This window comes from Microbulbifer maximicatervae (SeqCode) (assembly GCF_052467305.1).
Window position 1 is genome coordinate 2,884,156 of the sequence record NZ_CP174306.1, and the last position, 20,350, is coordinate 2,904,505.

Sequence of the window (20,350 nt, forward strand, 5' to 3'; positions counted from 1 at the left end):
CCTGGGAGCCCCCATGAAGAAGCCAAATTTAGCGCTATTTCTCAGTCTATTATCTGCCCTTGGATTACCTTTAGCCTCAAACAGTTTTGCTGTGAGCTGTGGCGACACGATTACTACCCAGGAATCCCTCACAGAAGATCTCTCTTGCGAAACCAATCCAGCCCTCACAATTGATGGCCCCGGTGGCGGGCTGAACTTAAATGGGTTTACTGTTACCTGTATAGAACCATTACATGAGGGCATCTATCTAACAGGCCTAGCTGCAAGCCTATTTAATGGTGTAATAGACAATTGCAATGACTCAATAGCACTTACGGAAGATGGTGTTCATTTTGTCAGTGATATTGAGATTAATAATCTTGTAGGTGTGGGCGTACGTATTGAAAGTAACAGTAATTTTGTTACCGGCATCGTGATACCTTTTAATGGTACGCAATATGCAATAGGCATAGAAACAGCTAATCCCGCAAGCCTCAATCAGATCACTGGAAATTTTCTAGAGTTCCCGGGATTTTCAGGAATATATATAGAGGGGCGAAGCAATACAGTCACCGGAAATGAAATTCTTAACCCTGGTGATTTTGGCATAGCTCTTGATTCCGATGGAGGGAACAACTTAATCCTACTTAACACTATAACCAGTGACAGTAAAGCGAGAATATTCAACACTCTCAATGGCGATGGAGATGTGGGAATATCTGTAAGTTCAGATTCAAATCTCATTTCTCAAAATAGTATATCGAACAGCACCACTGGAATCAGAATCAACAATAGTGACAGCAATACCGTAAGCAGTAATGAAGCTGACAATAACATTGACTATGGCATAGTGATCGAGGGAACTAGCGCTGAATTCAATAACATTTTATCTAATACAGCCAATGACAATGGTATATTCGATCTTTACTCCCCTGATGATCCGAACTGCACATCTTCGAACAACTGGATTGGCAACATCTCTACAACCAACGATCCCAACTGTCTGGACTAAATATTCACTCGATTACATTCACACTCCCTAATATACAAGCAATAGCTGAGTAGTATATCGCTGGCTAACAAATAGCATAAATAACCAGGGAGCCTCTGAATAGCTCCGTGATGCCTCTGGGATACAGAGCGGTTCACAATCAAGGCGTTGTTGCGTAGGGATGTCTAGACCTTTCAAGAAGTCGCAACGCGAAGTGTGAATCGCTTTGTATGTCAAGAGATAAAAACTTCAACCATCCTGCCTGTCTATACCTAAACAACCCCAACAATAAATAGCGCCCTAGAACAGACAAACAGCCCACTTAAAGGCGTAATAATAGATTCATTATTAGAAATAGCCCTTAAGCCTTCCTCTATCATTTAAATTAAGTATTATTAAAAATCATTAAAACAACTAAATATTGCAGGGGGAACACTGATATATCCTCACGAAATTCACCCAGACTAAAAAACTGCCTATCTAAGGTATCCGCAATAATTACTGACATGGTAAAAACCCTATGAAAAAACTAACAGTAGCCCTTTGTTACATCCTTTTAACAACCGCCGCAATATCAACCTCTCTTAATAGCTATGCCGTTACCTGTGGAGGCATTATCACTACAGCGGAGACGCTAACTGAAGATTTAAATTGCACTACAAATGTTGCATTCAGTATTGTGGGTCCATCAGGCAGCCTTAATATGAATGGCTATACCGTTACATGCCCCCTCACAGCAAATAATGGTATAGCGATTAGTGGTTTTTTTGCGAGAATATCCTCAGGGACTGTCGAAAACTGTAATAATAGCATTTTATTATCAGGAGATGGCTCCCACCAGGTTATAGACATTGATATTGTTAACCCTACCTCTACTGCATTATTTGTTAGAAGCGATCACAACTTTATCTCCGGTGTTCATATACAGTCGAACGTCCCCGACTCTAACTTTGGTATACGAATTGAAGACAATGATTTCAACCAGGTTTTCGGAAATACTGTTGATGGTATGGATAACGTTGGCGTGCAAATAGAGGGGTCTTCAAATAGTGTTTCTGGCAATATAATCACCAACACCTCTGACACTAATGGCTCTGGTGTTGGTATATCTATTGAACCCCCTGGCAGCTCCAACATAGTTACATCAAACATTATCGATCAGAGTGCAGGTGAAGGCATTTTAACATTTGAATCAGATTCAAACCTTATATCTCAAAATGTAGTAACAAACAGTCTAACCGGCATCGCAATTGATAATGCAGATAGCAATACAGTCACTATAAATAGCGTTAGCGATAATACGGATTATGGAATATATATTGAGGATGCAAATGCTAGTGGCAATAACATTTTATCCAACTCATCGCTAAACAATGGGAGTTTTGATCTTTACTCCCCCGATGATCCAAGCTGCACCGCCAATACTTGGTTAGGTAATACTTTTGTTACCAGCGACCCTTCATGCCTGAATTAAGCGAAAAGATTACTCAATCGAAGGTTTAGTTTGAAGACGATAATAAAGCTCCATATCGTCTTCTTACATAATTACCAACGCAACTTTAGGATTTACATTGAATTGGAATGCTACGCCTTTATCAACAGCACCACTATTTATTTATCAGTTGTTTAACAAAAATAAGTAAAACCTCCCATTAAACTAATGTCCCACTAAATCAGCACTTACCTCTCATAGCGCCTACCTGGGCCATCTATCAAACTCATACTTGTATCAACCCCATTCACAAGGAGTACGTGCCAGATTGTCGGCCAAATTCCGATGATCAGGCTAGTGAACGGTGATTGATACGACCTCAACCTTGAAAATGCAATGGAAAACGACATTGGTCGTACAGTCTCATCACTAAAGGAGTTTCTGATGAAGAATATTGCACCTCTAGCCGCCAGTATTGCCCTAGCAATCATTAGCCAGGGCGCTATCGCCGACACCAATACTGCAACGGTTTACCAAGAAGGTCTTGGGAACACTGCAACAGCAGATCAAAGTGATCCAACCGCCACAAACAATACCATCGATCAAACTCAGATCGGTGATAACAACACCAGCTATGCGGAGCAATCCGCTAACAGTGATGGTGGCACGATTATTCATAATCAAACTGGCGATATGAATACAGCCGAGTCCTATCAGGATAACTCTGTAGGCGCCTATATCGAAATCAATCAGGGAGACAACAATCAATACGTCTTCACTCTCCAGTCATTTGTTGACGGTAGCACCATGTCCATTACCCAAGATGGAGATGGTCACAGTGCAACCTTAAATCAAACTAATAGTACCGATGATGTTATTGTGGTGACTCAAGCTGGAGTAAACCAAACCGCATTTGTTACCCAGTCACTGACGTCAAACAGTGAAGTCTATGTAGATCAGCTCGGCGACTCCAACCTGGCGACCCACAATCAAGTCAATGGAGACTCCAACTACTCCTCCTCATATCAGGACGGTACTACCAATACCCTTAATGTGATTCAAACCAACGATGATCACGAGAGCAGTCTCTGGCAAATTGGCGACAACAATGTTGCCATTCATAACCAGACGGGTTCAGATCACTACGCACTGACTGAGCAGCTCGGAACTTCCAACTTTGCCAATATTACGGCAACAGGTATTGGTTCTTCCGCTCAAACTTACCAAAATGGTGTGGGTAACGCCCAGACAACAACACAAATTGGCGATGCGCAATCTGCTTTTGCCAATCAAACCGGAAACGCAAACGTAGGTGTGATTCTACAGTAAACGCTTCATCTCGCAGTGCTGCCCATAAATGGGCAGCACCCATGGACTCATTAGCACCGAAAGACCATCTTCCAAAGAGTTATTTCCGAAATAACTCTTCCCTTACATCCACATACCTAGCAATAACCCAAGTTCTTTACCAACTTATATAGGCGATTTCGTGTTCGTCATAGGTACAATCCGCACCGTTAGTTAGTCTCTCCGTCCCATCTATCAGGATAAGTCGCCTCTATCTTATAACGTACCCCCACGCCTAACTAGACAAAGGATAGCCAAGACTTCCTCGCCGTTCAGCAGCCCTATTCGCCACTTATCCTAGCCGTTCAGCAGCCCTATTCGCCACTTATCCTAATTTTTATCCAGAAGAAAAAGATAGCTCTAAGATGGCAAGCATTCAGCAGGTGAACACAGAGAGAATAGTTATGCGATATATTCAAACTAGATATTCAAAGACCAACGCAAAGTTAAAGGCGCTCTTCGTAGCCGCCGGCCTGTTTTCTACTACAGCAAGTGCTAGTGGCATCGATGGGGAATGGAAGGCCACTATTCAAACAGAGAGTGACAAGGTGCTTCCGATTGTCCTCCATATTGATCAGGACAACGGCAAATGGACGGGGGTACTGGATAGCCCCTCACAAAAGACCTATGGAATAGAGATGTCATCACTGGAAGTTATCGGCAACAATATATCCTTCGAAATTGAGGACTTAGGACTCAGTTACGAGGGGGCGTACAACCCAGTAGTTGAACTTATGTTCGGTTCATTTACTCAAGGGAAGTCACTGTCTCTTAACTTCAGAAAGATAAGTACTGTTCAGCCGGAGAATCGTCCACAGACACCAACAGGCCCCTACCCCTATACTATTGAAGAGGTAAGTTTTAAAAGTACAATCACAAATAATATAATCTCTGGGACACTAACCAAACCAAACTCAAGGATAAAAGCCACCGCGATCCTGATTAGTGGTTCGGGGCCGCAAGACCGGGATGAAACCGCATTCGGCCATAAGGCATTTGCGGTAATTGCCGACTATTTAACTCGGCAAGGGTACGCGGTATTGCGTTATGATGAACGAGGAATTGGTGACTCTACCGGGAGTTTCTCCACGGCAACTACCGAAGATTTTGCCAATGATACCAGTGCAATTGTGGATTATCTGAACAGTCGTAACGATCTCCCCAAGGGTAAAACGGGCTTGATTGGGCACAGCGAGGGGGGGATGATTGCCCCCATGGTAGCCAGCAATCGTGATGATATTGCGTTTACAATTCTTCTCGGCGGCCCAGGGGTTAAACTACAAGAGCTCTTTTTCGACCAGTGGCACAGGGATAGAAAGCACAGCGGTGTGACTGAGAAAAACCTACAAGAGTTACGCAAGCTTGATAAAATTATTTTTGAACAATTTGCTCATCTTCCCATTGGGGAAACTATCAGTGATGAGTTGCACCAATATCTCTATAAGACTGTTGAACTCGAAGGCTTGGAAGGAGGCAAACTGGAAGCTCAAGTTGAGGTACTTAAAAAACAGTATTCCACCCCTTGGTTTCGTTATGCATTGAGCTTCAACCCTGAGCCCTATTTAGAGGGTACAAAATGTCCTATTTTGGCTCTTAACGGCTCACTGGATTTTCAAGTTGATGCGGAAATGAACTTAGGCAATATAGAAAAGGTGTTGGGTAAATCCAATCATAAGGATTATGAAATTATTGAACTCGATAAAATGAATCATCTCTTTCAAACAGCCGAAACAGGTAGCTATGCTGAGTATGCGGAAATAGAGGAAACCTTTTCCCCTATTGCACTTGAGACGATGTCAATCTGGCTGAATGAGAGATTCTGATTTTAACTAAATTCTGTGGCCCCAGAACAAGGGGCCATTTTATTAACATGTATTAATTTATGAAGTTACTGAAGTCCCCCGCACCTACGACAAAGTTCTTAGCGTATCATTTTGGCGGCTGGCTAATATTCGCCCTAGTGAACTCCATTTCTCGCGGCTTACTTACCGATGAAAATTTCGAGCAGCTCGCCATACATGCACTCACTCTGATATTAACCTGCGGAGCTTTAACACTAATCATTCGGGAAATGATTTATCGCTTTGACCTCTTAGATAAAAACTGGAGGCATCAGTGGCCCTACTTCTTTCTATCCTCAATCTCACTTGCATTTACCTGTGCCTATATTTCAGTTATTTTTCTATTCTCATATTATAATTTAATGGGATATACCACTCCCGACTCAATTTGGCACAACGTGCTTGGCAACTGGCTTATCATGACTATTTTATTAGTAAGCTGGACCCTAATTTATGTTACAGCGGTTAATCAAGACCGTTTACTCAAAGCTGAACAGGAAGCCATTCAACTTAACCTACAGCTCAATGAGGTTAAAATGGCAGCACTTATGGGGCAGCTTAACCCACACTTTCTATTCAATGGACTAAACAATATTCGGGCCTTAATTCTTGAGGATGCTACTAAATCAAGAACGATGCTGACAAACCTCTCTGATCTACTGAGATATACATTGATGGCACATAAACAGAAAACCGTGCCACTTAGAGATGAGCTGGAAATTGTTTGTCAATATATCGACCTCCTCAAAATACAATATGAAGATCGTTTGACTTTCAACTTGATAACTGATCCAGAGTTGATGGGAGAACGAATCCCTCCTCTTATTATCCAACTGCTCACAGAAAATGCGATACGCCACGGAATTGAAAAGTCCAAGTATGGCGGTGAAGTAACCATAAGAGTATCCCATGAAGAGGAACACCTAGTTATCACGGTAGCTAACCCAGGGACCTTAGAACTAAACGCACCTATAGAAACAAAGCCCAGCAAAAAGAAAAATGAAAATACCGGGTTGGGACTAGCAAATATACAAAAACGATTGACTCTTCAATATGGTAACAACACATCCTTCCAGATAAAGCAACAAGGGCAGCAAGTTATTGCCCAATGCCATATTCCTACTTCATCTTTACAATTGGCGGTATAATAAGTGAAAGCCATTATTATTGAAGATTCCAGACTCGCTCGCAATGAATTGAGAGAGCTGTTAAAGCCTCACAAAAATATTAACTTAGTTGCAGAGGCAAAAGATTGTGAGCAGGCAGTTTCTCTGATTTCAAAAGAACAACCAGACTTACTTTTTTTAGACATTAATCTACCAGATGGGACAGGCTTCGATATACTAGAACAGCTTGAAACTGCACCCCAAGTTATTTTCACAACAGCTTATGACGAATACGCCATACAAGCATTCGAAGTCAACGCATTAGACTATCTCCTCAAGCCGATCAACCCGGAAAAATTAAAGCGAGCCCTTAACAAAACACTAAGTGATTCTTCCTTACAGGATGATAATCACTCATCGAACTACCTAGACACCAACAACAAGATCTTTATCAAGGACGGAGAGCGTTGCTGGCTAATAGAAATAGGGAATATCCGTTATTTTGAAAACTGCGGAAATCATGCCCAAGTATTCTTTGATAACAACAAGCCGTTTATTTATAAATCATTATCCAAAATTGAACAGCGTTTAGATCCTGAGGTTTTCTTTCGCGCTAACCGCCAGCAAATCATAAACCTGAATTTTATTCAGGATATTCAACCATGGGTCAATAGTGGACTACTAATAACAATGACCGATGGAAAAGAAATAGAGGCTGCAAGACGCCCCGCTACTCGCTTACGGGAGATGCTAAGTTTGTAGTTCAGCCGTGCAACCTGCTGCCAGGCATAATGCCGGCAGCAGCACCCCTATTACTCGCCTCGCATAAATACTAAGCCGCTAACCTGAAACATCAACTTTAGCGGCGGAATTTTAATCCAGCAAAGTCTAAAGATGGACAGCTTGCCAAACTACCTGAATATCGATTCACCTTATTGAATATGTGTCCATAATAGGAGATGACACAATTCTTTACTCATTTTCAATGTCGTTTACAAGACGTCCTGAAACACACCCTAATTTATGTAGAAAGGAATCTATCAAATGTTCAAACGAGCTTCCTGTTTGGTTTTAACAGCCCTTTTATTCAGTATCACCAATTTGGTGGCGGCACAGCCAAATAATTTAGAAGAGAATAAAAAACTCGCAATGCAAGCTGTAGGGTTGTGGCTAAGCGGAAATAAGATAGATCCTAAGACAATTTTATCTCCTAACTATATAAACAACCTGGATTCTTCGACAACGGATAGCGCAGGCCCACAAAAGCGTAACCTCAAACAATTTGAAGAAGAGGTGGCTAAGTTTCACAAAGCTTTCAAAGACATCAAGGCGGTCAGTACCAAGCAAGTAGCTGAAGGAGATTTAGTCGCAACCCATGTTACAGTCAGCGCTAATCATGTCGGCTCGTTTATGGGGGAAACTCCAACCAAAAAAACAATCACCTGGGATGCCGTGGAATTCTCCAAAATTCAGGACGGAAAAATAGTCGAAGCTTGGGTCACTTGGGACAAATATGGATTCCTAAAGCAGCTTGGTGCACTGAAGTAGTCAGTTGCGGAGTAACACTATTCTTGACAGCAATTCAGGATACATTCCAGAATACGGCATTCATGCTGCCCTGAATACAAACAATCAAGATCCTCGATATTTCGATCGGTGCCTTTTATGAGTTTAGAAACTCCATCTCGAGAACTTGGTCCCCAAGAAGCCTTGTTTATAGAGATGACAAGGCTGTCCTATGGTGGCTTACAATTTGTTTCTTTCATTAGAGTCTGCAAATCATTAAGTGTTGACACTTTACGCACAGGGTTAGAGTACCTACACAGACGCCACCCTCTTCTACGCGCTCGAATCCAAAGAGGGGAAAAACTTCGCTGGATTTGCGACGTTGACTTCAATGATATCCCGTTAAATATATGCCAAGTTGGTGATACCCTCAATTTAGAGGATGAGTTTAGAGATCACGGCATAAACTGCCTGGACAGTGAAAAATATGTATACAGCATAAAGCTCTACCTCAACAAAGGAGGTCTCGTAGAGTGGATTTCCGTCATCAATATTCATGCGGCATTTGATGGCAGATCAGTAATGACTATATTTTCAGATTTAGACAAATTTCTGCGGTCTAACGAAACACTTGAACAGACCAAGTCACTACCACTACAAGAGAGTATTGCAAGCCAGCTAGAGTCAGCTGGATACTATGGAGAAAAAGAAGTTGAACATAAGAACACTGACGATTTCACTTGGCCAGTAGAAAAGCAAGCTGCTCCCAATGAGCGCAAGTCCTGTGCTGTTTCATATGTTATGCCGCCAGAAAGAACTCAAAAACTCGTCAATTGGGGCAAGAGTAACGGCATAAAAATTACTGCAATTTACTGTGCCATTGCATCTATTGCCGCGCGAGCAGTACCGGTTGACAAAAAATTAACAGAAGTCACTTTATCGATGGATGCCAGGGGGCTATGCTCCCCTAACATTCCCTTAGGACATATTGGAGCCTTTTCCGAAACTGCTAGCTTGAAGCTTCCCCCAAATATAGAATCTGCCAATGTTGTTGATGTCGCCAAAATGCTACAAAATCAAATCATTTCGGTATTGCTCAAGCAAAGGCCTATGAGTAAAAATCTCAGCTCAGACTATAAGATGAGCGATATAACCCATATGGCTACTGAAATCACAGCACAGCAAAAATCATTTCCCGCAGGGATTATTGTTTCCAATGGAGGCAGCATACCCTTTTTAGCTGATGAAATGGAGTACTTTGAAATTCAAATGCCGATGATTACTCTAACCAACGGAATTAATCCATTAATGGCTGCAACCTTTACCACTTACCGTAATTCGGTCTTTGTTTTTGGATATTGTGAACCATTGATTAGCAGACATAGTATTGATTTATTTGTTAATGAATATATGCGTATATTAAATAGCCTTATTTCAGATTAGTATTCCATGCGATAAAATACTTTAAGCAAACAGCCCTAAAAAGGAAACCCTGAAAATAACTATCAAAAAAGCTAAACTCTCATACAACTAAGCACCTCACAAACCCGCTAAAAATCAACTTGTCTTTGAGGTGCCAAGCAACTATTTATTTTGGCAAAGCTACTTAATCTAGAACATATTGCTCATCCCATAAGCTGAATAAATTTCTTGCATCGGCTCTTCTGTGGCTTTGTTAATTCTCTCAATAGTTGGATTTAAGCCTGTGCCATCAACAGTTGTTCTAAATGAATGCTTACCAGGCTGAACAATCAGAGACTGAATGCCAAATTGAGCCAGCTCCACGCGGTAGTTTTCTCCGATTCCCTCTATTGCGTGCTTGGTAGTATTATATGAGCCAAGAAAGGGTAATACGAATTCCCCCAAAACACTTGATATCTGGACAATAGCTCCACTACCACGCTGTTTCATTTGCGGCAAGACCGCATGAATAAGTTGTTACAACCCAAACACATTAATTTCAAAAACCAAGATACATAATCTAGCTGCATTACTTCCGCTAGATATCATTGCATATGCTATATCAATAGAAAGGCGGAGCTTACCAGCGTCGGATTTCGAGACAAGTCACCACTACCATCTAGAACAATTACACTTTCTACTTAAGCTCCGCGTAAACTCCTTACTATATTGCTTATAGATTTTGATTTATTACCATTCAGTCTTTGAAGATATAAAATAAAAGTTAATATACTTTTGGGGGTTTGTCTTTTAAAAGGCAAAACCCATAAGGAATAGATGGTTTTGGGTACAACATGGCAAGTAAGTTCAACGCCTCTTTCAAAAAGACTATTATTGCACTTGTGTATATTGCTGTTGGTTATGCTTTTTTCGCCTACGTTTATAACAATTTTTTTACGCAAACAACCACATTCCCCCGAGAGTCGGTCACCTATGATCTTACTCACAATACCGATTATCTCCAGCAAAAAGACACGATTAATATCCTCGTCGTAGCAGGCGGAGGAGTCAGAGGCTTAATTCCTCTACATGTATTGCAGTACATTGAAGATAAATTGGGAAAACCCCTTGATCAGGTATTCGACGTTTTTTCAGGGGTTTCCACTGGAGCAATTATCGCAACAGGCCTCAATATTCCCGATGAAGCTATTCCCAGCAGAAACGGGCAAAAGCTATCCCATCTCGACTATCTGGTTGATATCTATGAGAACGAAGTAAACTACCTTTTCTCTCCCCCTTGGTATCACAAGCTCCTAACCGCAGGCGGTCTGTTTTCACCCTCTTATTTTGGCAGCCGATTACATGAGGTAATGGAAAAACATTATACTAAAGACCTTAACTTTACTGAACTTGAGAACTACGTAATCATTCCTTCTTTAAACTTAAAGGACGGACAGATACATCTTTTCAAGAACAAAGGTGAGACGGTTAATTATCTCCCCACCGATCGGCTTTATCAATTAATGACAGCTGCGGTAAGTGCTGAAACTGCTTTTCCGCCTGTCGTATTCAATTATTCAGAAGATGAAAGTATCCAGCATTGTGAGCCTGAATTTGCAGAGTCGGAAAACGAATCCCAATGTGTGTTTGCAGATGCAGCTATAGCTATGAACAACCCGGCCAGTATGATTCTTCGAGATGTTATCAACGAATTTCCCGATAAAAATTATTACATCCTGGTATTAGGTGCTGGCAGCCCTCGACTCCTTAGCTCAACAACAAACTACGACACATTGAAAAACTGGGGACAAATAAACTGGTTTCGAGATGCATTAACAAATATGCAGCGCTCAATGGATACACACCAGCTCCATACACTGGAAATTGCAAAGTCTTTATCTGAAGAAGGGAGGATAGAATACGACTATCTAAATATCGAAATTCGAGAGCCTTTTATCGGCATATTTGAGCATAAGAAGCTCCCAAAGTTAAAGGACTATTCAGACCAACTAATCAAAGACAATCAGGCCCAAATCGATCTAATCGTCGACCATTTAAAAAGTGAGAGCATTAAAAATTCAAGTGATAAGTCTTGACAGGTGACTCTTAAATCAACATGGGGAAACCTAGAAGGTTTCCAGGCATCTATGTGTTACCTCCTTGACTCACCTGTATATTTACAAATGCCTGGTACTGGCTTAAAAATACTTCGCCAGAGAGCTTTTGTAAAAAGCTACTTTTCTCCAAACGATCCATCACCGGACCTTTAACTTCAGAAAGATGAAGTCGAACACCTCTATTAAGTAAGATACTGTTTATACTTTCCAGTACTTCCAAGGCACTCCAATCAATTTCATTAACGGCACTACACATCAATATAATATTCTTGACCTTGGAATTACTTGCTAGACGGGTATAAATACGCTCTTCCAATGTACTTATATTAGAGAACATCAGACGGCCATCTACTCTAAAAGTAAGAATCTCAGAAGCAGTTTTAACTGGGTGTCGATCTATATTGCGGAAATGCTCAGTGCCTTCGATTAATCCTACCTCTGCAATATGAGGCTTTGATGCGCGCCAAATGAATAATAATAGCGATGCACCCACTCCACAGAGCACGCCCGACTCAACGCCAAATAATAGAGTAACGAAGATTGTCACCGCTACAGCAAGAAAATCCGCCTTTGAAAATTGCCAAGTTTTACGCAAGATAGAAAAATCTACCAGTGAAAGTACTGCAACAATAATAGTGGCAGCGAGAGTAGCTTTCGGAAGAAAATATAGTGGTGACGTTAGAAAAAGAGCCGTGAATCCAATACCTATTGCGGTAAATAGGCTGGCAAACTGTGTTTGTGCTCCCGCGTCAGCATTTACAACTGAGCGTGAGAAGCCACCACTTACCGGAAACCCACCAGAAAAACCTGCCCCAACATTCGCCAACCCCAAAGCCACCAGTTCTTGGTTGGAATCAATTCTTTGTCTACGTTTTGCGGCTAAAGTCTTTGCCACGGATATAGATTCTACATAGCCGATGATAGCAATCATTAGCGCAGGTAACGCAAGTGACTCAAATAGGGAAACCGACAGCTTTGGCAAGGTAAATTGAGGCAGCCCCGAAGGAACACTGCCAACAAGGGCTACTCCCCATGCTTCAAGGTTAAAAGTATATGAGAAGTACACGGTTATCAGCACTGCTACTGCGGGGGATGGCTTAGACAGAAGATTAGCGGTATCAGCTGTGATTCCTAATCTTTGCAATAGTTTTGCCGCACAAGCTCTAGATAGGTATAGAAATAGCACCACCCCCAAACCGACTAACAAGGTCAACTGATTATAGCCACCCAAGTTTTCAAACAAGCCAGGCAACAGCTCTAATATTGTATCTCCATGGACCGATAGCCCCAGCAATTGGGTAACCTGATTAAGTGCAATTAATAATGCAGAGGCAGTTATAAAGCCGGAGATTACCGGGTGTGATAAAAAGTTAGCGAGAAAACCTAACTTTAATATACCTAATACTGTGAGAATTCCTCCAGATAAGAGCGCCAATATCGCTGCTGCAGTGAGGTAGTCCACCTCACCGCTCGCTGTTACCTTTCCAAGAGCAGCGGCGCTCATTAAGGAGATTACCGCTACAGGTCCTACGGATAGTGTTCGACTGCTGCCTAACAGGCCATAGACTAGCAGCGGAACAATACTCGCATAGAGGCCCACCTCAGGTGGCAATCCGGCAAGCAAAGCGTAAGCAAGGGACTGGGGAATAAGGAGCACGGTAACAATTGAAGCCGCCAGTAGGTCCTGGGCTAGCAGCTGCCGATTATAGGAGTGAATAGTAGCCAGAATGGGAAACCATCTGGTGAGATGCTGCATCGCCATGATCTGTTTTCCGCTCTGGCCTTACGGCCTGAGTTCTATCGCCTTAAAAGAAGGGTTTGAATTGCAGCACCGAAAGTGCTGCACTTTAGAGCTAGGGTTCAATCGATATCAGCACAGCGCCAATATCAAATCCTGCGGCCTGGGCCTGGGAATTGAGCTGCTTTTTATCTGCCCCCATCAGGACCTTGGCACCGGCCCATACCTGGCTGGAACGATTTCCCGTCCGGCAAAACGCGTGCACTTTGTCTCCTTCCAGCAAAACATCACGAAATGCCTCGCAGTGATTTCGCATCATACGTCCGCGAGTAAAAGGTATAGCCACAAATTTAATGCCCACCGCTAATGCGGCCTGCTCCATATCCACATAGGAAGGGTGAGTTTCACTCTCACCTTCCGGGCAATTGCATACTACAACTTGTACCCCACTCTGAGCCAATGGCACCATACTTTCACAGGCTATATGCTCAGAAACGCTCACCTGTTCATCTAATTGTTTAATATTCATTGTCACCTCAGTTCTATGCATTCAACTGAATAAATATATCGATCAATAATTTCGTCTAAAGCTGATTAAGCGGTACTTTCAAATAAACCGTACCATTCGATTCTGCCGGGGGCATTTGCCCCGCACGAATATTCACCTGCACAGACGGTACTATCAGCCGCGGCACAGATAAAGTGGCATCGCGCTTGCGGCGCACCGTGACAAAATCCTCCTCGGCAACCCCATCGCGCAAATGAATATTCTCCCTGCGTTGCTCTCCCACGCTGGTCTCACACTGATAGCCCCGCTTACCTTTAGGCGGGTAGTCGTGACACATAAACATGCGGGTTTGGTCGGGAAGGGACAAGATCTTACGCACTGAGCGATACAGCTCTGACGCATCGCCGCCGGGGAAGTCACATCGCGCACTGCCAACATCCGGCATAAATAAGGTATCGCCAACAAAAAGCGCATCGCCGATTAGCCAGGCCATATCTGCGGGGGTGTGGCCGGGACTGTAAATCACTTTCGCTGTCAGCTTACCAACCTGGAAAGTTTCACCATCCTTAAAGAGATGATCAAACTGACTACCATCTGCCAGGAACTCCCGCTCAAGGTTAAATACATCGCGGAAGATTTTCTGCACCTGGCAAATGTGTTCACCGATCCCGATACGTCCACCCAATTGCTGGCGTAAAAACGGTGCCGCTGATAAGTGGTCAGCATGGGCATGAGTCTCCAGTATCCACTCCAGAGTCAGGTCTTTCTCTTGAATAAATGACACCAGCTCCTCAGCACCTCGGCTACTGGTGCGACCCGAGGCTGAATCAAAATTCAGCACAGAGTCCACAATAGCGGCGGAACCCCCTTCCCTGTCGTACACCACATAGCTCCAGGTTTCTGTATCCCGATCCAGGAACGGCTGTACCCGGGCACAGTGTTCTTCATGAGCCATCTTCTGCTCTCCCGTATTCACTACACCAACAATATACAATGTGATATTATATAAAACAATATATTGTAATTGTGTAAATTGATTTAGTTCCTATGCCTGATACTGAACATCTCGATCTCAACAAAATGCGCGATTCCGCTGGCCAGGCGGCAGCGATGCTGCGCTCCCTGGCCAATCAGGACCGCTTACTACTTCTATGTCAGCTCAGCCAGGAAGAGTTAAATGTAGGCGAATTGGAAGAGCGCCTGGGTATTCATCAGCCAAGCCTGTCCCAACAACTGGGTGTCCTCCGTCGCGAAGGCCTGGTCGAAACACGCCGCGAAGGAAAAAACGTCTTCTACCGGGTTGCAGACCCGCGAGTACTCGCCCTGCTGCAAACCCTTTACCAGCTCTACTGTGCGGAGTAATCCCATGACCATCGATTGGACCGCTTTCACCCCGGGCACTGCACTCGCCGGGGGGCTGCTGATTGGCCTCGCCAGTGCCGCTTTACTCGCCTTCAACGGTCGTATCGCAGGTATCTCCGGCATCATTGGCGGACTGCTTGACCAAATCCAAGGTTCCCTGTGGCGCCTGGCCTTTATCGGGGGGCTATTGATAAGCCCTCTTGCCTGGAAAATCTTTGCAACAGTGCCCGACATTGATATCCAGGCAGGTTATCCCACCTTAATTGCAGCGGGATTACTGGTGGGCCTGGGCACGCGGATGGCTTCCGGTTGTACCAGTGGCCATGGTGTTTGCGGCTTGTCCCGACTCTCCACTCGCTCGCTAACCGCCACCCTGATATTTATGGCTGCGGGCTTCGCAACAGTGTTTCTAATGCGACACCTCCTAATCAGCCAGCTGGGGCAATGATGATGAAAACCAATATCAGTGCACTTTTGGCCGGGCTCACTTTCGGCCTGGGACTATTGCTCTCCGATATGGCCAACCCGGAAAAAGTCCTGGGCTTTCTCGATCTAGCCGGCACCTGGGACCCCTCTCTGGGACTGGTGATGTTTGGCGCTATCGCTGTGGGCCTGCCACTATTCCATTTCATCAGGCGGCGGGGACAGTCTATCTGGAAGCAACCGCTTCACCTGCCGGCAAGTAACCGGGTTGATCGCCGATTGGTATTGGGCAGCCTTCTATTTGGCGCCGGCTGGGGATTGGCGGGATTTTGTCCCGGACCGGCGATTGTCGCTACCGGGGCGGGAGAGCTAAAAGCGGTAATTTTTACGCTCGCCATGCTCACGGGTATGGGGATATTCCAACTCTTCGGGATCAAGCGCACTGCCGCAGTGGAGTAACTTGCGCCCAAGCACAACGGTGAGGCAGCCGCCGTCTATCTTGTTTGAGCAGTTCACACAATTGCGGCAGGAAGAGAGCGGAAACAAGTGTAAGGATGCGGCTACTCCACCTAATCCCTCCATGGCTTCGACGCTACCAGCCCAAGTGGCTGGTGGGAGATAGTGTTGCCGCCCTCCTGGCCAGCATGATGCTGATCCCACAGGCCCTCGCCTATGCCGCACTTGCCGGCCTACCCCCTTATCTAGGGCTCTACGCTGGGCTGCTCCCTTTAATAGGATACGCACTGTTTGGCTCCAGCTCAGTGCTGTCCGTCGGCCCGGTGGCCGTGCTCGCCCTAATGACCGCTTCAGCTCTCACCCCCATAGCCTCACCGGGAAGTCCCGAGTACATTTCTGGCGCCATATTATTAGCACTCTTGAGTGGAGCAATCCTGCTATTAATGGGGTTTCTTGGCCTCGGCAGCCTCGCCAACCTCTTGAGCCTTCCGGTTGTCGACGGTTTTGTCTCCGGTGCGGCACTGCTGATCATTGCCGGGCAGATTGCCCCTTTGTTGGGAATATCAAGCAATGGCGATACGGTTCTCGAAATATTGATCAGCACCTTTAACCACCTGCCCGAAACCGATCGGGAAGCAGCTCTGCTGGGGCTCATTGCACTGGCCAGCTTAATTGCCGCCCGTCTAGGTTTGCCCTTCCTGCTCAGGAAAATCGGGGTCGGCCCAGCACGATCCAAATTGCTTTCTCGGTTGGCGCCCATGCTTATCGTGGTGATTGCCATTGTGCTTACCACTATTTTTCACTGGGAGAAAGAATTACCCGTTGTGGGAGTTATTCCCGCTGGCCTACCGCACCTAAGTATCCCCTCTATTAACCCGGGGCTGATTTACAAACTGCTTTTGCCCGCCCTGATTATTGCCCTGCTCGGCTTTGTCGAAAGCTTATCTATTGCCCACTCTATCGCCCAGCGGCGCGGCGAGAAGCTCAACACTAATGCGGAACTGCGGGGGCTGGGCGCCTCCAACCTACTCAGCGCATTTTCAGGAGGGTTTGCGGTAACCGGCAGCTTTGCACGAACGGCCGTTAACGATGAGAGTGGAGCAAAAACCCCTCTCAGCGGCGTGATAGCCGCAGTGCTAATAGCCCTGCTACTTCTGTATGCCACCAAAGTCTTTACCGAACTGCCAATCTGCGTGCTAGCTGCCACCATCATTGTTGCAGCCGCAAACCTGATCAACTTCCAGGGAATGGCCCACCACTGGCGCTACGATCGCACCGATGGACTGGCTATGGCCGGCACATTTCTCGGGGTAGTGTTTTTTGGCGTGGAAACCGGGATTGCCCTGGGCGTCGGGCTCTCATTCGCCACATTGATCTGGCGAGCCAGCCGGCCACATATCGCTGTCGTGGGGCGTGTACCGGGTACTGAGCAATTCCGCAATGTACTTCGCCATACGGTGAAAACCGACTCTGAGATTTTGTTCCTGCGTATTGATGAGAACCTGTTTTTTAGCAACATCAATGCGATTGAGGAGCGACTTTTTGTAGAGATAAAGCGACATCGCAATACCCGCCATATGGTGCTGATCTTATCGTCTGTTAACCGGATCGACAGCACAGCGATAGAGCGTCTGTTACAAGTAAACCGGGATTTACAGAGTCGGAATATCCAGCTGCATCTGGCTGAGGTAAAGGGGGCTGTACTGGATCGCCTGGGCCACTCCAAGCTACTGCAGGAATTGAGCGGCCGCGTATTCCTCTCCCCCTACATCGCTGAGCTTGCCCTGCGCCACCATCAAATCTCCGATAGCGGCAAACCATCCGAATAAGATAGCGCGACTTGTAAGACAGCATCAAACACTGGCAAAATATCCAGTATTTGAGCAAAGAGCGCGATGGGCGGAAATAACCTTACCTCTGAACAGCAGGCAATTGCAGATCACGCCGGTGGTCACGCTAAGATCATTGCCGTTGCCGGCTCCGGCAAAACCACCGCTCTGTTGCACTACATAAAGAACCGACTTGATGCAGGTATCGCCCCCGAACGACTGCTGGTATTAATGTACAACCGCAGTGCTCGGGAGGACTTCGACCGTCGCTTACGGCAGTTGGCTGCAGGCTCGATACCAGCGGTACATACCTTTCACAGTGTTGGATATCGTTTATACCAACGCATGATCGCCAATGACCATATCGCTGCCGCCAACCTATCCCCCCTGCCTCAATCCACAATCCAATTACAAATCTGGAAGGCTATTGAAGAGTGCGCGCCTACCCACGAACTCGAAGAGATTAGAGCACGGAAGCAATCTGAGATTGAGGCCGCTGAATTTTTTATCGACTACACCAAAACGATTCTCTCGGGAGATCTCAGCGCATTTCAGGAACTGAAGCTCGGCGATGAATATATGTATTTCTTACAGGTATTTCGCACTTTTGAAGCTTGGCGTCGCAGCCAAAATGCGGTTACCTACGCCGATCTGATTTATGACCCAGCCATGCTGCTCAGCATGGATGAGGAAATGGCCGAGCAGTACGGTAGTTATTACGAAGATATCCTGGTGGATGAATACCAGGATATCAATGAGATACAACACTTTTTATTGCGAGTTCTCTACGGAAAATCTGGCAACGTCATCGCGATTGGCGACCCAGACCAAACAATTTACGAATGGCGAGGCTCCAAACCGGATTTCCTGCTCACATTTTTCGATGGGGATTTTCCCCCCTCGAATATTTATCACCTGAGTCGCACTTTCCGTTATGGCCACCAATTATCCCTGGCCGCCAACCACTTTATTGAGAACAATCGCGATCGCGCCGATATATTCTGTGTTTCAGCCAATGAAGATCAGCAAACAGAAATCGAGTTGGTAAAAACCGATAAGGAGGGGCGCTGGCTTGTGGAGCACCTGCGCCGATGCCAAAAGCAAGGCCAGTCACTCAGGGATGTCGCCGTATTGGTGCGGCTGTGGTCTATCGCCGCTCCTATTGAACTGGCACTGCTAGCCAATAATATTCCCTACCGTTCAGCAAGCCGCAACACTGTTCTTTCGCGCCGAGAGCTCCGCCCCTTATTTTGGAGTTTAAATATTGCCTCCGGTCGATTCGCCGAACTTCCACCCAAGCGTCGCCAGCAGGGACTTTACGAATGGCTGACCTCTCCCCATGTGCGTATTCCGCGCAAAGTCCTGGAGCCCATCTGTTCTTCTCTGGCAGCGCTGGACAAAGGCTGGGGCAAGAAGCTAATTGCCCTACTACCTGAAAACCTGAGCAAGCCCCAGACCAAACGCTTGCGCCAACGGGCAGACCTGCTTACCCAGATCGAGAGCTGGCGCGGTCACGCTGGAGAGCTACTGCGTCGCCATATCGGTGAACTGGAACTTCTCAGCGGAATCGCAGATGACGCCTTCACCCGCCAACAAGGGGAGGAGAGGCAGCAAACCATCCTCGCTTTCTGCAAATACCTGGACACACTGAAGCAGCCGCCCGCTGAAGCCCTGGCACATCTACAAGAGCTTCAACGCCAGCACCGGGAGGGTGAACAAACTGAAGCGGATGCCATACAGATAACGACTATGCACCAGGCTAAAGGTTTGGAGTGGGAACAAGTGATTATCCCCACCCTCACCCAGCACAATATGCCCTATCAGCCCCAACGGGACTTCAGCACACCCGCGTCACTGGAGAGCGAACGCCGCTTAATGTACGTGGCGATGACCCGCGCCAAGTCAAGACTCTTCTTGTTAGCCCCTACAGAAGACTCCAAAAGGAATGATCCAGAGGCTTCGCAGCCTTCATTATTTATTAATGAAATGCAGCTTCCTTTAAGTAAATTGATGGCAGACTCCCTTAAGGAGCGCCCGGAAAAAATCGACACTGATGTGCCGGTTTCACGCCAAGCGCTCCACTATTTAGAAGCTTGTGATTACAACCCCAATATCAGCGCACCCAGGGCACCAATGCGAAAACCAGAACCCGGAGAGGGGCTGCGGCATCGAAAACTTGGCTATGGAAGGGTTTTGGGATGGGAGGACAAGCGTATCGAGGTTTTATTTAGCGATGGAAAAGCTCGACGGTTTGATTGGGAAATTTTGTCACAATACCTGATGTAGCAACACCTAGGAACGTGCGTACCAAAAA

The 20,350-nt window shown here is 45.6% G+C and carries 18 protein-coding genes; 14 read left to right on the top strand and 4 right to left on the bottom strand.

The annotated features are described in order from the left end of the window. The first annotated feature begins 13 nt into the window (after positions 1 to 13). The 8 genes from ACJJI4_RS12605 (at position 14) to ACJJI4_RS12640 (ending at position 9,645) form a co-directional block, all read left to right on the top strand. On the top strand, positions 14 to 991 hold the full coding sequence (locus ACJJI4_RS12605; protein WP_444925364.1) for a right-handed parallel beta-helix repeat-containing protein: 978 nt from the start codon (positions 14 to 16) through the stop codon (positions 989 to 991). Between the two features lie 499 nt (positions 992 to 1,490). Beyond that, positions 1,491 to 2,444, top strand: coding sequence for a NosD domain-containing protein (locus tag ACJJI4_RS12610; RefSeq protein ID WP_444925365.1), 954 nt, complete (start codon positions 1,491 to 1,493; stop codon positions 2,442 to 2,444). A gap of 402 nt (positions 2,445 to 2,846) precedes the next feature. Next, positions 2,847 to 3,731 carry a hypothetical protein gene (locus ACJJI4_RS12615; protein WP_444925366.1) on the top strand — a complete coding sequence of 295 codons (885 nt, stop codon included), beginning with the start codon at positions 2,847 to 2,849 and terminating at the stop codon, positions 3,729 to 3,731. Between the two features lie 422 nt (positions 3,732 to 4,153). After that, positions 4,154 to 5,572 carry an alpha/beta hydrolase family protein gene (locus ACJJI4_RS12620; RefSeq protein ID WP_444925367.1) on the top strand — a complete coding sequence of 473 codons (1,419 nt, stop codon included), beginning with the start codon at positions 4,154 to 4,156 and terminating at the stop codon, positions 5,570 to 5,572. Between the two features lie 59 nt (positions 5,573 to 5,631). After that, a complete protein-coding gene (locus tag ACJJI4_RS12625) occupies positions 5,632 to 6,738 on the top strand; it encodes a sensor histidine kinase (RefSeq protein ID WP_444925368.1) in 1,107 nt (368 codons plus the stop codon). A 3-nt stretch (positions 6,739 to 6,741) separates the two neighbouring features. Continuing rightward, a complete protein-coding gene (locus ACJJI4_RS12630) occupies positions 6,742 to 7,458 on the top strand; it encodes a LytR/AlgR family response regulator transcription factor (RefSeq protein ID WP_444925369.1) in 717 nt (238 codons plus the stop codon). 282 nt (positions 7,459 to 7,740) lie between these two features. Further along, positions 7,741 to 8,244: an ester cyclase gene (locus ACJJI4_RS12635; protein ID WP_444925370.1), complete on the top strand. Its 504-nt coding sequence runs from the start codon at positions 7,741 to 7,743 to the stop codon at positions 8,242 to 8,244. Between the two features lie 117 nt (positions 8,245 to 8,361). Beyond that, positions 8,362 to 9,645, top strand: coding sequence for a condensation domain-containing protein (locus tag ACJJI4_RS12640; RefSeq protein WP_444925371.1), 1,284 nt, complete (start codon positions 8,362 to 8,364; stop codon positions 9,643 to 9,645). A 168-nt stretch (positions 9,646 to 9,813) separates the two neighbouring features. On the opposite strand, the gene ACJJI4_RS12645 is transcribed toward ACJJI4_RS12640, so the two are convergent. After that, positions 9,814 to 10,134, bottom strand: a complete 321-nt coding sequence (locus ACJJI4_RS12645) for an SDR family NAD(P)-dependent oxidoreductase (RefSeq protein WP_444928232.1) — start codon at positions 10,132 to 10,134, stop codon at positions 9,814 to 9,816. A gap of 323 nt (positions 10,135 to 10,457) precedes the next feature. On the opposite strand from ACJJI4_RS12645, the gene ACJJI4_RS12650 reads away from it, so the two are divergent. After that, on the top strand, positions 10,458 to 11,699 hold the full coding sequence (locus ACJJI4_RS12650; protein ID WP_444925372.1) for a patatin-like phospholipase family protein: 1,242 nt from the start codon (positions 10,458 to 10,460) through the stop codon (positions 11,697 to 11,699). Positions 11,700 to 11,748: 49 nt separating this feature from the next. On the opposite strand, the gene ACJJI4_RS12655 is transcribed toward ACJJI4_RS12650, so the two are convergent. The 3 genes from ACJJI4_RS12655 to ACJJI4_RS12665 form a co-directional block, all read right to left on the bottom strand. Next, on the bottom strand, positions 11,749 to 13,482 hold the full coding sequence (locus tag ACJJI4_RS12655; protein ID WP_444925373.1) for a SulP family inorganic anion transporter: 1,734 nt from the start codon (positions 13,480 to 13,482) through the stop codon (positions 11,749 to 11,751). Between the two features lie 91 nt (positions 13,483 to 13,573). Then, the gene (locus ACJJI4_RS12660; protein ID WP_444925374.1) at positions 13,574 to 13,987 is read right to left on the bottom strand and encodes a protein tyrosine phosphatase family protein; all 414 of its coding nucleotides are present in this window, start codon (positions 13,985 to 13,987) and stop codon (positions 13,574 to 13,576) included. A 55-nt stretch (positions 13,988 to 14,042) separates the two neighbouring features. Beyond that, complete coding sequence (locus ACJJI4_RS12665) at positions 14,043 to 14,921, bottom strand: MBL fold metallo-hydrolase (protein ID WP_444925375.1); 879 nt, start codon at positions 14,919 to 14,921, stop codon at positions 14,043 to 14,045. A gap of 92 nt (positions 14,922 to 15,013) precedes the next feature. Here ACJJI4_RS12665 and ACJJI4_RS12670 point away from each other — a divergent pair, with 92 nt between their 5' ends. From ACJJI4_RS12670 to ACJJI4_RS12690, 5 genes are all read left to right on the top strand, one after another. Then, entirely contained in the window at positions 15,014 to 15,328 is a 315-nt protein-coding gene (locus ACJJI4_RS12670) for an ArsR/SmtB family transcription factor (protein WP_282932131.1), read from the top strand. A gap of 4 nt (positions 15,329 to 15,332) precedes the next feature. Then, positions 15,333 to 15,776, top strand: a complete 444-nt coding sequence (locus ACJJI4_RS12675; RefSeq protein WP_444925376.1) for a YeeE/YedE family protein — start codon at positions 15,333 to 15,335, stop codon at positions 15,774 to 15,776. Beyond that, a complete protein-coding gene (locus ACJJI4_RS12680; protein WP_444925377.1) occupies positions 15,773 to 16,210 on the top strand; it encodes a DUF6691 family protein in 438 nt (145 codons plus the stop codon). The genes ACJJI4_RS12675 and ACJJI4_RS12680 overlap by 4 nt, the downstream gene beginning before the upstream one ends. 95 nt (positions 16,211 to 16,305) lie before the next feature. Then, positions 16,306 to 18,036, top strand: coding sequence for a SulP family inorganic anion transporter (locus ACJJI4_RS12685; RefSeq protein WP_444925378.1), 1,731 nt, complete (start codon positions 16,306 to 16,308; stop codon positions 18,034 to 18,036). Positions 18,037 to 18,102: 66 nt separating this feature from the next. Continuing rightward, entirely contained in the window at positions 18,103 to 20,322 is a 2,220-nt protein-coding gene (locus tag ACJJI4_RS12690; protein ID WP_444925379.1) for an ATP-dependent helicase, read from the top strand. The last annotated feature ends 28 nt before the right edge of the window (positions 20,323 to 20,350 follow it).